Below are 13441 nucleotides of genomic sequence, written 5' to 3'. Positions count from 1 at the left end.
ACGTAATGTATGCGGGTACTGGCTCTTGTTCCAGGGGAAATGGAGACTCAGCTGAGCTTCTTTCCGGTGATTCATCAAATCGAGAACAGCTTTGAAAATGCCGAGGTTTCTGTGGTGGCGGCCCCCAGCGCCACGGCAATTTATCAGCTCTCTAAGGGGGTTGCCGAGGTGGTGCCCTACAACTTTGCGGCCCCCAACAGCCCCGCGGACTGGGCCAATTTACTGGGTATTGTGCGCGATCGCGAGTTCGATGTGGTCCTCACCCTCACCGACTCCTGGTCCATTGCCCTGCTGCTGTGGCTGAGTGGGGTGCCCACCCGCCTGGGCTACAGCGGCGCCGCAAACGATCTGCTGCTCACAGCTACAGTTCCCCGCTCTGCCAAATCGACCCACTATGGCGATTTGCTAAGTCTGATCAGCGTAGCGGACAGCCCTGGAACTCTCTCCGTGAATGTGCCCCGGGCTGACCTAACCGCTGTTGAGGCCGTGCGCCGGGGAGCCGGGCTCGAAAGCGGCTACGTGCTGGTTTATCCCGGTCCCGCCTCAGGGGAAAGCACCTACCCCACCGACAGCTGGATTGCTATTCTAAAAGACTTTCAGCAGCGTCAGCCCGCCATGCCTCTGGCCCTGCTGCAAATCGACGATGCCGCCCCCCAAGCAGCTGAGCTAACTGGCGCCATGCCTGATCTCAAGATTTTACGGCCCGAGAGCCCAGGTCAGGCGGCGGCTATGATTGCTGCCGCTAACCTGCTGGTGGCGGTAGAGGGGTATCCGCTGGGGCTGGCGATCGCTCTCAACGTCTATGCCGTAGGGCTACTTTCTAGCGACGATTCAGTATTGCCCAGCGCCCCAGAGGAAAATCGCCTGGTTACCCTGGCGTCGCCCACGGGCAGCTTGGCCAGTATTTCCCCCGACCAGGTGCTTAAAAAGATCTGGAGTGAAGGCGCCTAAGCAAATGGCCTGATTGACAACCTGTCGCCATCCCACAGCCCTTAGCCACCCGCAGACCCGTGGCCTAGGATTAGGCAGAAGGCGGTCATTATCGAACCCATGCTCAGCCATTGGAGACTTGACAGCTATGGACAAAGTTAAAGAACAGGCTAATATCGTCAGCCAGCTGCTATTTTCCGCCGATACTGGCCAGATCTACCGAAAGACCCTGACTCGCACCTGGGATATTCTCCGCGAGGTCGGTATTTTACTGTGGTTGATCATTTGTCTCACCTTTGTGGGTGGTGAATGGTTTTATCGCACCGCCGTTGGCCTAGGTCGCAGCACCCGCGCCTGGTATATCGGCCTGAGCGAAAAAAGTCCTAGCTCCGAAGAACCCCAGTCCATAGCATCTACGGGTCAGGCGCTGCTCGACACGGTCCAGTCGGGCACGGCCTACCTGCTTTCCCAGGCTCGCCAGCAGCTGGGTATTCCAGAACCAGAACCAGCCCCCCCCGCGCCAGCCGCTGCCCCCCCGGCTCCGCTGGACCCGGCCCCTGAGATGTCGCCCCCTCCCGCGCCGGTGGCTGCTCCACCCCCCAGCCCTGTGGCAGAGGTACCCGTTGACGACGAAGTCCCCGTTGACGACGAAGATGAGCTAGCCTAGGGCGTCTTTAGTACCTTCTTCCCAAGCTGCTCAGACCTCAGCTCAGGAAATCTAAGCCGTGGTGACCTCGGTCGCTGCGGTTTACTGGTTAGGGGCCTGTCTTCTTTGTCTCCCTAGCCGCGTTTCGGCCAAACGCGTCTAACGATGTTGCTAGGCTAGTCAGCAGGATCCTTTCTTAACATTCCCAGCTATGCTCCAGCACTACTTGTTTGTTGGCTTCACCGCCATCTACTACAGCCAAAGCGCTGCGAATCCCCAGCGGCGGCCCCACTTGTTTGCCTCGCTGGCGCTGCAAGAAGCTGAGGGAAGTCGCACCGTCGATCGCATTCGCCAGGTAAAAACGGCTGAAATTCCCCTCTGGCTCGATGAGCAAATGCAGCGCCACATCTCCGACGAGGTGCGCCATGCTCAAATCTTTACCAAAGCTGTGGAGCGCGAGGGCTATTTTATCGATCTAGACAGTGAGGCGGCTCAGCAATCGCTCTCTAGCGTAGGGGAGGGTTCCATGCGACGCTACCACCAAGTCGACGATCTCGCTGCTGCCCCCTTGCCCTCTCTGCTTGCTAGCGTGCTGCTGGCCGAAGAAATGGGTGTACGAGGATTTCGCTGTATCCTTAGGGCGCTGCCCAGCGATCTCACCGTCACCCGGACTGCCCTTGAGTCGGTGCTACGAGACGAAGAACGCCACGTGCGCTACCTCACCGACGCCCTGCGCTACTTCCGTGCGACTTCGGTGGTGGACGCCTACCGTCGCGACATTGAAAGCAAAATGTTCAAGGATTTGGGTAAAGTAGTGGAATTTCTGACCAAACCCGCCACTGAGCGCCCCAGCCTGGTGCAGCCCGGCCAAAAGCCAGACCTGTCTTTAATCTAATAGTTTCGCCCGTTCTATAAGGTTTTGACCAATTCCTTTCATGAGCATTAAGCCAGGAAGCAAGTACCATCCAATCTTCGAACACTTGCTTCGCTGTAAGCAAGACGCCATAACGCTGACGTTTAGTGAAATTGAAGCCTTGATGGGTAGTTCACTGCCCAAGTCAGCGTTTAAGAAAACAACCTGGTGGACCAATCGCGACAGCGACAGCGCGCTACAGGCCGGAGCCTGGGTGGGGGCAGGTTATCAGGTTGAGACTGTCGATCTAGCTGAGCAAACAGTCACTTTCCAGACTTTGCAGGCGATGTACAACATCCAAATTAAAGATGGGGAAATTGACTGGAACGGTAGCGCCGTCAAGGCGCTGAGAGTTTATAAACGGCTCAGCCAGGAGAAATTTGCCAGTGAGCTAGGCGTTCGCCGGGAAACTGTGAGTGAGTGGGAAAACAGCAAGTACGAACCCGATCGCTCCAAACGCAAGCTGCTGAGTCTCATTGCCAAACAGGTCAACTTCGGAGACATTGAGTAGGCTGCATGAGGCCCTGGTTAGGTTATGCGCGATCCAGGGCGGGTGGCGCTGAAAGCAGCTGCAAATGCTTAAACCCCTGCTCGGCTAGCGCCTAGAGAGAGCGGCCTGCTTTAATCGCGGCTGGTAAACTTGCAGCGGCCCAGGGATAGGTCGAACAAATGAAACCCGTACTCCTGGGCCAGGGCTTCAAATACCCTGAGTCCCCGCACGCTGTTGCCGTGGTGATCGAGCAGGGGAGAGAAAACGGCAATGCCCGCCTGGTTGGGCACTACCGCCAAAATGCCGCCTGACACCCCGCTCTTGGCCGGAATACCCACCCGAAACGCCCATTCTCCAGCAAAGTTGTACATGCCGCAGGTATACATGACGCTCAAAATATCGCGCACGTGCTCGGCCCCAACGGCCCGCTGCCCGGTGACGGGGTTTATCCCCTGGTTGGCCAGAGTCGCGGCCATAACAGCCAAATCGTGGCAGGTGACCAGCACTGAGCACTGCTGAAAGTAAAGATCCAGCGCTTCTTCGATGGGCTGATCGATCATGCCAAAATTGAGCATCAGGTGGGCCATGGCCCGGTTGCGGTGGCCGGTGGATCGCTCAGATATAAACGTGGACACATCCACAAACACCTCGTTGCCCACATAGTTCTGAAACATGGTCAGCATGCGGTTGAGGCGCTCGGCGGGGTGATGGCCGGTGATCAGACCCGTGGTGGCGATCGCGCCCGCGTTGATCATCGGGTTGTCCGGGCGCTTTGAGTCTTCATCTAGGCGAATCAGCGAATTAAACGGATCCCCCGTTGGCTCTACGCCCACCTTCTTGAGCAGTTTTTCGCGGCCATAGTCCTCCAGAGCCATGCCGTAGACAAACACTTTAGAGATCGACTGGATGGTGAACTTTTGGGCGATGTCGCCCACCTCAAAGGTGCGGCCATCGAGCGTCACCATGCTAATGCCAAACCAGTCGGGATCGGCCCGCGCCAGCTCGGGAATATAGGAGGCCAACTTACCGGCGGAGATGCCTTTGAACTCGTGGTGGAGCTGCTCTAGAAAGGCTTGAACCTGGGCCATGGGGGAGGGCTTTCAAAGGGCAGGACAGGGCACAAACGGGCGCAGGAACGCGAATTAATCGGACCTCTACTTCTGCTCGGGGTGCTGGGCTTCGGGGCGGCGATCGCCCAGGTCGTTGAGCCGCCAAATAAACCGATGCAGCTTACCGAAGTCGCGGTGGTTAAAGTGCATGATCAACCGATGCATGGTGGCGGTTTCGTCGCCGTGCTCTTCGGGTAGAGCAGCAGACTTTTCAATTTTGCCCTTAGCCAAAATATCCCCAAATTCGTCGTTGAGCAGGTCAACGGCCCCATCGGACAGGTCGCACTTCAGCCGAACAATCAGGCGATCGCCCGCGTAACGACAGGAGTGGTACACCCGGTAAAAGCTGCTGATCGCGTGGCAGGCATCGTCGACATTGTCGGTAATCGTGTAGAGGCTGGGGTCGTCGGGGCTAATCAAGCCCCGATTTAGCAGGTGGGTGCGGATGTAGCTGTCCCAGCCCTGCCAGTAGTCGCCGCCGGGGTGGTCGACCAGCACAACGGGCATGGGGTCAGCTTTACCGGTTTGAATCAGGGTTAAAGACTCAAAGGCTTCATCCTGGGTGCCAAAGCCGCCAGGGAACAGAACCAGAGCATCACTTTCGCGCAGGAAGAAGAGCTTGCGGGTAAAGAAATACTTGAAGTTAATCAGTTTGGGGTCACCCGCCATCACTGGGTTGGCCCCCTGCTCAAAGGGCAGCTGAATGTTGAGACCAAAGGAGTGATCGGGGCCGGCCCCAGCGTTGCCCGCCTCCATAATGCCGCCCCCCGCCCCGGTCATAACCATAAAGCCCAGTTCAGTGATCTGTTTGGCAAACTGCTCAGCCAGCTGGTAATCGGGGCTAATGGCGCCAGTGCGAGCTGAGCCAAAAATTGTGATTTTGCGGGTGTGCCGGTAGGGGTAAAAGATCTGAAATCCCTGCTCCATATCGAGCAGGGCATAGTTCAAAATTTTCCAGTCTAGGCGATCTGCCTCGCGCCCCATCATGCGCAAAATAGTCTCTAGCACCTGCCGAATGAGCCTGCCATGTTCGAGGTGGGGCAACTGCTCCAGCACCGTAGCCAGGTCAGCCTGAACGCTAGAGGGTAAATCTGAGGGAAGCGCGACCATACGCCGTTGGTTTCCAATATAGGCAGCACTCTATTTTAGCGACAATTTTGCCCCTTGCCGTTCCAAAAACCCTCCAGGGAGAGGCTAATGCCTCCCTGAAGGGTGATTTGCTGCTCGCATTGAACCCGGCCCACCTTTATCTCTGGCAGACGCTGGGCTAGAGATCGTTATTTAGAGATACTTTTCGAGGGTGTTAGCCAGGGTGGTTTTGGGTACAGCGCCCACCACCATATCAACCCGCTGACCCTCTTTGAAGATCATTAGGGTAGGAATGCTGCGGATGCCATACTGACTGGCCACGCTGGGGTTTTCGTCAGTGTTGATCTTGACGACCTTTACCTGGCCATCGTATTGCTCAGCAATTTCTTCTACCACCGGGGCCACCATACGACAGGGGCCACACCAAGGGGCCCAAAAGTCAACCAAGACCGGGACGGTGCTTTCGAGAACTTCTTGCTTAAAAGTAGAATCTGTTACCTGAGCGGCTGCCATGCCTAGTGTTCCTTGCCGTTGTTAACCACACGCAATCTTACCATAGCCAATCCCCAGCCAACTTGAGTCGAAATGCAACATCTGGTTAGCAAAACGGCCTTCTATTAACAGAAACGACGCCGTGGCGGGGTTTCTCAAGCCAGGGATGGATCTCTATAAGAAACCGCCCAGACCAAAGGCCTGGGCGGAGTGTGGTGTGAGGAGTGAACTGAAACAAAGGTTTCAGTACGTCTCTATTCTACTGTGGACACTTGAAAATCTGCCACCGCCCAATGACATTCTCAACAAATTTGTGGTAACCAAAAATTGTTACTGCTTTCGGGAACCTGTAAATTGTTCGCAGCAGACTTTTTTAGGTGAGCGCTCTCGTCCAGGCTCTTTGCCAAGCCAGGAGTTCTACCGACTTCTGTGCCATTGCCAAACCCCCTGAAGCCGCCCTCTACTGCGAGATGTGCTTTAGGATTCGCCTATCGGTTTCAGACAGCACCTCATCGTTTGAGGCCTCGGCCCGCTGCGCTTTATCTGCCAGATTTTGCAGCGTGCTGCTGGCCTGATCGCGGCCATGCTCGATCGCCTCATTGCGAGCTTCGGTCTTGCCGATCAGCTGCTTTGTGGTGTCTAGGCCATTATAGACACCTCCGGCGAGTTCTTCGGCCCGATCGCGGGCAATGTCCAAATCAAGCGGCTGCTCTAGGGTAGGGTCCACTATTTCTCGATCGATGGACGAGGGTTCGGCCCCCTGCCCGGCGTAGGTGAGCGCGGTGCCCCAAACGATCAATCCAACAGCTATGGCCAGAACAACGGCGGCCAGAGCTAGGATTCGATTGCGAACGTTCATACTGTTTCCCATGCGATGCTTTTAGCCTAGGTTTTACCTGGGGTTGCGCCATCCTTCCGGGGGGAGACGCTGCCATGGAGAACGCTAGGGGCTGTCATCAATTAATTGCCAATGGCCTAAGAATCAGTGGTTACAGCCCCTAGCCTGTTTTTTTGGGGTCGGGCGTGGCAACGCCTATGGGATAGGGATTGTAGCGAGAATTGATGACACGCCCTAGGGCTAGCGCAGCGCTAAAACAGAAAGTACCGCTGGGCCATGGGCAATACCTCCGCTGGTTCACAGGTGAGCAGTTCGCCGTCGGCCCGCACTTCGTAGGTCTCGACGTTGACCTCCATGCGGGGCTGGTAGGTGTTGAGCTTCATGTCGGCTTTGCTGAGGTTGCGGCAGTTGGCCACCGCCGCCGCTGTCTTGGTGAGGCCAATGTGGGCAGGCATTCCAGCGTCCAGGGCCGCTCGAGAGATAAAGCTGAGGGAGGTGGCCGCGATCGCCCCCCCAAAGCTGCCGAACATGGGCCGCATGTGTACCGGCTGAGGCGTCGGAATGCTGGCGTTGGGATCGCCCATCTGAGCCCAGGCGATCGCACCTCCCTTGATCACCAGCTCCGGCTTGACCCCAAAGAAGGCTGGCTTCCACAGGCAAATGTCGGCCAGCTTGCCCGCCTCGATCGAGCCCACGTGATCGGCAATGCCGTGGGTGATGGCGGGGTTGATGGTGTACTTGGCCACGTAGCGTTTGGCCCGGTGGTTGTCGTTGCGATCGCTGTCTTCGGCCAGGGCGCCGCGCTGCACCTTCATCTTGTGGGCGGTCTGCCAGGTGCGAATCACCACTTCCCCCACCCGGCCCATGGCCTGGGAGTCGGAGGCAATCATGCTGAAGGCCCCCAGGTCGTGGAGAATGTCTTCGGCGGCGATGGTTTCGCGGCGAATGCGCGATTCGGCAAAGGAAATATCTTCAGGGATGCTGGGGCTGAGGTGGTGGCACACCATCAGCATATCGAGGTGCTCGTCGAGGGTGTTGCGGGTGTAGGGGCGGGTGGGGTTGGTGGAAGACGGCAGCACGTTGGCCTCGCCGCAAACCTTGATAATGTCGGGCGCGTGGCCGCCCCCTGCCCCTTCGGTGTGGTAGGTGTGAATGACTCGGTTTTTGAAGGCGGCGATGGTGTCTTCCACAAAGCCCGCCTCGTTGAGGGTGTCGGTGTGGATGGCCACCTGCACGTCGTACTCGTCGGCCACCCCCAGACAGGCGTCGATGGTGGCGGGGGTGGTGCCCCAGTCTTCGTGCAGCTTGAGGCCCATGGCCCCGGCCTTGACCTGCTCTACCAGGCCCTCGGGCTGGGCGCTGTTGCCCTTGCCCAAAAAGCCCAGGTTGATGGGGAAGGCATCGGCGGCTTGCAGCATGCGCCAGATATTCCAGGCCCCGGGGGTGCAGGTAGTGGCGTTGGTGCCGGTGGCGGGGCCAGTGCCACCGCCGATCATGGTAGTGATGCCCGAGGCGATCGCGGTGTCAATCTGCTGGGGGCAAATGAAGTGAATGTGGCTGTCGATGCCCCCGGCGGTGACAATCATGCCTTCGCCCGCCACTACCTCGGTTCCAGGACCAATGATGATGTCGATGCTGTCTTGGATGTAGGGGTTGCCCGCCTTACCAATTTTGAAGATTTTGCCGTCTTTGATGCCGATGTCGGCCTTAACAATGCCCCACCAGTCCAAAATCAAAGCGTTGGTGATCACCATGTCCACTGCCCCGGCGTCGCGCCCGATCGGCGACTGGCCCATGCCGTCGCGAATCACCTTGCCGCCGCCAAATTTCACCTCGTCCCCGTAGGTGGTGAAGTCTTGCTCCACTTCAATGATGAGCTCGGTGTCGGCCAGGCGAATGCGATCGCCCACCGTAGGGCCAAAGGTCTCGGCATAGGCACGGCGGTCCATGCGGTAGCTCATGGGGACTCCTCAAAAAGGGGGGCAAATCTAGCTAGAACCACTCTAGAATGCGGGATTTCCCGGGTTTGGTCAATCAGACTACGATTACGGCTCCTAGATTTGGGAAAAGAGCAGATATATCAGCCGACGGGTAGGTTAGGAGATTGCTCAGAGCCAGCGTTCGGACGTTTGAAGGTTCGCAAAGTCTCTCCTTGTCATAACCAGCGTGACTATAGCCATAGTCCATTGCCCAGAGCCTCTTCGAGACTGGGTGCTAAAAGGATTGAGCGGCTAACGGCAGCCGATTTGGAGAAACTCATCTGTGTTGACAAAAAATAGCCCGTGGGTGATTGACCCACGGGCTGCGCTACGATTGCAGGCTCCTCCCCTAGCTAGCCAGGTATTCGCGAATGTCAGCCTGGCGCTTGCGAAGCTTGGTTAGGGCTTCGCGCTCAATTTGGCGCACGCGCTCGCGGCTAATAGACAGCAGGTCGCCAATTTTTGCCAGCGTCATCGTTTTGCCATCGGCTAGGCCAAAGCGCAGGGAAAGCACCTCTTGCTGCTGGGGAGTTAGCTCACCCATCAGACGCTCCAGGTCTTGGCGCAGGGAAACTTGGGTAGCGAAATCCTCGGGCGATGGGCCGTCATCCTCCAGCAGCTCACCCAGCTCCGTATCCTGGTTGTCACCTACTTTTAGGTCGAGGGAGAGAGGCTGGCGTGACTTCTCCAGGTAGTCACGCACCTGCTTGGTGGTGAGGTCGCACTCCACGGCCAGCTCAGCTACCGTTGCCGCTCGACCGTAGTGCTGGGAGAGGGTGCGCTGGGCTTTCTTAAGCTTGTTCAGCTTTTCAGTGATGTGGATAGGCAGCCGAATAGTGCGGCTCTTTTCGGCAATGGCGCGGGTAATGGCCTGGCGAATCCACCAGTAGGCGTAGGTGGAGAAACGATAGCCTTTGGTGGGGTCAAACTTTTCCACCCCGCGCTGCATGCCGATGGTGCCTTCCTGAATCAGGTCGAGCAGGTCGACATTGCGCTTGATGTACTTCTTGGCCACCGACACGACCAGGCGCAGGTTGGCCTCTACCATTTTGCGCTTGGCCAGGTTGCCCTGGCGCACAATGGTGGCTAGTTCAGCTACCGGCAGCTCAACCGCTTCGGCCCACTGCTCAAGGGTGATTGCGTCGCCAGTAGTCTCCTCCAGCGCCCGCCTTTCCGCCTCTAGAGCCGACAGCTTCTGCACCTGCTTACCCAGTACAATCTCTTCCTCGTGGGTGAGCAGGGGCACCTTACCGATTTCCTTCAGGTAGGTGCGCACCAGATCCGTAGAATTCTGCACACTTCTCATAACTCAGCAACCTAGGGAATAGTGTCGGAGGAACATCGGGCTAGGCAGCGGCCTAACCGCAAAAGGCGCGGGTCAGCGAAAATTGACGTCAGGTCAATACCGCTGACGATCGCACAGCTAACGGGCTGAAGCGGTCGGCCTAAGGGCGCGATCGCACAGGTACAGGAATCGGCTCAGCTTCAAGGGCAGCTTCCTCAGCACGACGCTTGAGAATCGCACCGGCTATGACTAGGGCTGCACCAGCTTCCAGCAGAATTTCAACAGGGCTCATGGCTATAACTTTATTAATTGTTTGTGTAAACAACTGTAACATTTATGAAAGAAAGCGTGAATGGTTATTAATACTCAGCGCTGCCTGAATTGCAGGCCAACAGTCCCTAGATTAAAGCCCTCCAGTTGGGTGGTTTGCATCCCAGAAGACATATTTTTGAGATTGCGAAGAAAGAAATTCTTAAAATCTAAAAAGAATATTAATAAATTTTGAGCATCAATCCGCTGTATTGGATCCTTGCAAAGGGTTGTTAAGCTGAAAGCGAAAGCCGGGAACCCTGGGCAGTTTTGATCACGTCGATGCGGGTTTGAAAGGCTTCTCGAAAGTGCGGAATGTGGGTGACGGTAAGAATGCAGGCAAAGTCAGGGGCGATCGCGTTAATGGCGGCAATTAGGCGATCGCACCCCTGCTGATCCTGGGTGCCAAAGCCCTCGTCGATGATCAGCAGCTGTAGGGCCAGGCCGGACCGCTGGGCCAGCAGCCGAGCCAGGGCCAACCGCAGGGCAAAGTTAACCCGAAACGCCTCGCCGCCGGAGTAGGTTTCGTAGGCCCGGGTGCCATGGGCGTCGGCAATCAAAATATCCAGGGTATCGATTACCCCCTGGCCCCGCTTGGTCGCCCGCTGGGTGACAAAGCGGACGTGGAGCTGGTGGGCGCTAAGGCGCCCCAGCAGGTGGTTGGTTTCGGCCTCCAGCTGGGGCAGCAGGTTTTCAATCATCATGGCCTGAATGCCGTTGCGGCCAAAGGCCTGGGCTAGCTCTTGGTATGTGCGCTGCCGCTGCCGAACGGCGGCCAGCTGCTGCTGCTGCTGGGCCAGCCCCTGCTGAAGCTCTTCGAGCTGCTGACGAGCCTGGTCCAGGGCGCCGAGCTGAGCTAGCAGGGCGTCGCGCTGGTGCTGCCGCCCTGCGATCGCATCCTCTAGGACCTCCAAGGCGTTGGGATCGTAGCTGAAGGTTTTGCCCTGGGCCTCTAGGGCCAGCAGGGCCTCGTTCAGGCGGGCCAGTTCCTGCCGCTGCTGCTGGTCCTGGGCCTGGAGCAGGCTGAGCCGGGCTGCCTGCTCACCGTGCTGCTGGCGGGCCTGCGCCAGGTCGTGGTGGCGCTGCCGCCACCCCTGGGCTGCCTGCAAAGCCTGGCGCACCTGCTGGTGGCGATCGATGCAGTAGTTGAGCTGATCGATGGCGTCTTGGACGACGGCCAGGGCCTGCCCTACCTCACTCTGCTGAAGCTGGGCTAGCTCAGTTTCCAGCTGGGCTTGCTCGGCCTCAAGGTGCTGCTGCCGCTGCAATAGCTGCCGCTGCCGCCGCCGCCCCTGAACCAGATCGCGGTGTTTGATCTCGGCCCAGCGCAGCCGATCGACCTGGCCGCGCACCAGGGCATGGTCGCGATCGTCGTAGGCCAGCTGGGCCAGGGTTTGGTCGATGTGGTGCAGCTCGCCCCGCAGATCGAGGGCGTACTGGTTGTCGGCTAGGCACTGCCCCAGGCGCTGCTGCTCGGCTTCTAGGGCCTGGAGTTGCTCATGCACCGTTGCCTGGGAGGCCATTTGAGCGCTCAGCTGCCCCTGTTTTTGCAGCACCGGGGCGTAGGCTTCTAGCTCAGCCTCCACGGCCCGGTACTCCTGGCGCAAAACCTGAATTTCTCGTTCGGAGGCGGCCAGCTGCTCTCGAATCACCCAAATTTCTGCTTGCAGCTCCTGCTGCTCGTGGCGGTGGCGCTGTTCCACGATGGCCCGGTGGTGGTCGGTCAGGGGGCGATCGCACAGGGGGCAAGTCGCTTCGGGCTGAGCCAGCAGTCCAAGCTTCTGGCCAATCTGGGCAATCTGGGCTTCACAGCGGCGCTGGTTGGCCTGCAACACCTCCATAAAGCTGCGCCGTTCTAGCCCCTTTTCGCGCACCTGCTCCTGGTAGGCTCGCCGCTGCTCCAGATAGCTGAGGGTATCAGACAATTCCCGGGCAGTGGCCACGAGCTGGGGGCGATCGCCCTGGTGAATCTGAAGCTGCTCGGCCCTGGCGGTGAGTTCCTCAAACCTGGTTTGCAGCCGAGTCTGGGCCTGCTGAAGCCCTGCCTCCAGCTGCCGCCGCCGCTGTAGCAGCGGCTCGGCCTGGAGCTGGAGGGCATCGAGGTGCTTGAGCTGGGTTTTAGCTACCAAAAACTGCTGACGATTGGCCTGGATTACCTCACCCTGGCTCAGCAGCTCCTCCAGATCGACCCGCTGGGCCTGCACGGCCGCTAGCTGGGCCTGGGTCTGGCTAAGGCGACTGCGGAAGTGCTGTGAGCGATCCTGCCACTGGGCCTCTAGGGGTTGACGCTGGGCCTGTAAGTCCTGGTACTGCTGAAACTGCTGGTTGAGCCGGGCGTCTTCGGCCTCGAGCTGACCTAGCTCGGCAACGCCCGCTTCGATCGCATCGGCCTCGGCCAGAAGATTTTCGCGCTGGCGTTGCTCACGGGCGAGGGTAGCCAGAGCCGTCTCGGTTTGCTGGAGGAGGGCGGCGAGGTGGCCCTGCTGCTGCCGCAGCATCTGGCACTGCTGCCCATGGCTGCGGTAGCTGTGGGCCAGGGCATGGAGCTGCTGCTGCTGCTGGCGATCGCTCGCCTGCTGCCGATCGAGCTCGCATAGCGCTTGCTGTAGCTGCTCCTGGCGCCGCAGAGTGGGCTCATAGTTGGCCAGGGCGGCACCTAGCTCGTCGAGCTGGGTTTGACGCAGACCCGCCTCGACCTTGGCCTGACGAGCCTGATCCCTGGCCTGCTCGGCGAGCCGATCGTAGTGACTGAGCTTGAGCAGGTCGGCCAAAATTTGCTTGCGATCGCCAGGGCGCTTCAGCATAAAGTCGTCCGCCCCACCCTGGCGCAGATAGGCCGAGTTGAGGAACGTGTCGTAATCGAGTCGAAGATGGCGGCAAATCATCGTCTGGGTGGCCCTCACCCCCCGCTGGGTCAGCACCCGCCAGCCCGCTGCGGTGTAAACCTGAAACTCCAGGCTGGTCCCCTGGCTGCGGTGGCGGCTGCGGATGGCTCGATAGGTGTGCTCCCCCTGCTGAAATTGAAAGCTAACGCTGGCCTCCATTGCCCCCTGGTGAATAATGTCGTCATCGGCGGCGGCCCGGCTTTGGCCCCACAGCGCCCAGGCAATGGCCTCCAGCAGCGACGATTTACCGGCCCCGTTGGCGCCAGCTACGCACACTACGTGCAGCCCGCTAAAGTCGAGGCTGGCATCGCGGTAGCTGAGAAAATTTTTGAGGGCAATGTGCTTGGGAATCATGGGTACATTAGCACCACTACCCCAAGTCTACAGTACAAGCGATCTTCAAGTACACCAGTATCTTAAAGATCGGCCAGTTTTAGCCGATTTTTACGGCAAATGCCGCTGAAATGAAGGACTCA

At 58.6% G+C, this 13441-nt stretch carries 12 protein-coding genes; 4 read left to right on the top strand and 8 right to left on the bottom strand.

The features are described 5' to 3' along the window. Positions 1-9 precede the first annotated feature (9 nt). The 4 genes from LEPTO7104_RS0120670 to LEPTO7104_RS0120655 all read left to right on the top strand — a co-directional run bounded on the left by LEPTO7104_RS0120670 (position 10) and on the right by LEPTO7104_RS0120655 (position 3000). Complete coding sequence (locus LEPTO7104_RS0120670; RefSeq protein WP_026072907.1) at positions 10-951, top strand: glycosyltransferase family 9 protein; 942 nt, start codon at positions 10-12, stop codon at positions 949-951. A 127-nt stretch (positions 952-1078) separates the two neighbouring features. Further along, complete coding sequence (locus LEPTO7104_RS34715) at positions 1079-1597, top strand: hypothetical protein (RefSeq protein ID WP_017300496.1); 519 nt, start codon at positions 1079-1081, stop codon at positions 1595-1597. A gap of 190 nt (positions 1598-1787) precedes the next feature. After that, the gene (locus LEPTO7104_RS0120660; protein ID WP_017300495.1) at positions 1788-2471 is read left to right on the top strand and encodes a ferritin-like domain-containing protein; all 684 of its coding nucleotides are present in this window, start codon (positions 1788-1790) and stop codon (positions 2469-2471) included. A gap of 40 nt (positions 2472-2511) precedes the next feature. Beyond that, the gene (locus tag LEPTO7104_RS0120655) at positions 2512-3000 is read left to right on the top strand and encodes a helix-turn-helix domain-containing protein (RefSeq protein WP_017300494.1); all 489 of its coding nucleotides are present in this window, start codon (positions 2512-2514) and stop codon (positions 2998-3000) included. Positions 3001-3110: 110 nt separating this feature from the next. On the opposite strand, the gene glsA is transcribed toward LEPTO7104_RS0120655, so the two are convergent. The 8 genes from glsA to LEPTO7104_RS0120620 form a co-directional block, all read right to left on the bottom strand. Next, a complete protein-coding gene (glsA, locus tag LEPTO7104_RS0120650) occupies positions 3111-4067 on the bottom strand; it encodes a glutaminase A (RefSeq protein ID WP_017300493.1) in 957 nt (318 codons plus the stop codon). Between the two features lie 66 nt (positions 4068-4133). Next, entirely contained in the window at positions 4134-5198 is a 1065-nt protein-coding gene (locus LEPTO7104_RS0120645) for an LOG family protein (RefSeq protein ID WP_017300492.1), read from the bottom strand. Positions 5199-5369: 171 nt separating this feature from the next. Further along, a complete protein-coding gene (gene trxA / locus LEPTO7104_RS0120640; protein ID WP_026072906.1) occupies positions 5370-5690 on the bottom strand; it encodes a thioredoxin in 321 nt (106 codons plus the stop codon). A gap of 439 nt (positions 5691-6129) precedes the next feature. Continuing rightward, positions 6130-6528 carry a hypothetical protein gene (locus LEPTO7104_RS0120635; protein WP_017300490.1) on the bottom strand — a complete coding sequence of 133 codons (399 nt, stop codon included), beginning with the start codon at positions 6526-6528 and terminating at the stop codon, positions 6130-6132. A 230-nt stretch (positions 6529-6758) separates the two neighbouring features. Next, positions 6759-8468: an urease subunit alpha gene (gene ureC, locus LEPTO7104_RS0120630; RefSeq protein ID WP_017300489.1), complete on the bottom strand. Its 1710-nt coding sequence runs from the start codon at positions 8466-8468 to the stop codon at positions 6759-6761. A gap of 367 nt (positions 8469-8835) precedes the next feature. Further along, positions 8836-9792 carry an RNA polymerase sigma factor, RpoD/SigA family gene (locus tag LEPTO7104_RS0120625; protein ID WP_026072905.1) on the bottom strand — a complete coding sequence of 319 codons (957 nt, stop codon included), beginning with the start codon at positions 9790-9792 and terminating at the stop codon, positions 8836-8838. A gap of 139 nt (positions 9793-9931) precedes the next feature. Next, complete coding sequence (locus tag LEPTO7104_RS42425; protein WP_264308691.1) at positions 9932-10063, bottom strand: hypothetical protein; 132 nt, start codon at positions 10061-10063, stop codon at positions 9932-9934. A gap of 250 nt (positions 10064-10313) precedes the next feature. Continuing rightward, entirely contained in the window at positions 10314-13319 is a 3006-nt protein-coding gene (locus LEPTO7104_RS0120620; RefSeq protein ID WP_017300487.1) for an AAA family ATPase, read from the bottom strand. Positions 13320-13441 lie beyond the last annotated feature (122 nt).

This window comes from Nodosilinea nodulosa PCC 7104 (genome assembly GCF_000309385.1).
GTDB classification, from domain to species: domain Bacteria; phylum Cyanobacteriota; class Cyanobacteriia; order Phormidesmidales; family Phormidesmidaceae; genus Nodosilinea; species Nodosilinea nodulosa.
Note: the sequence above shows the minus strand (reverse complement) of the source record. Positions and strands in the feature narration are given on the sequence as shown.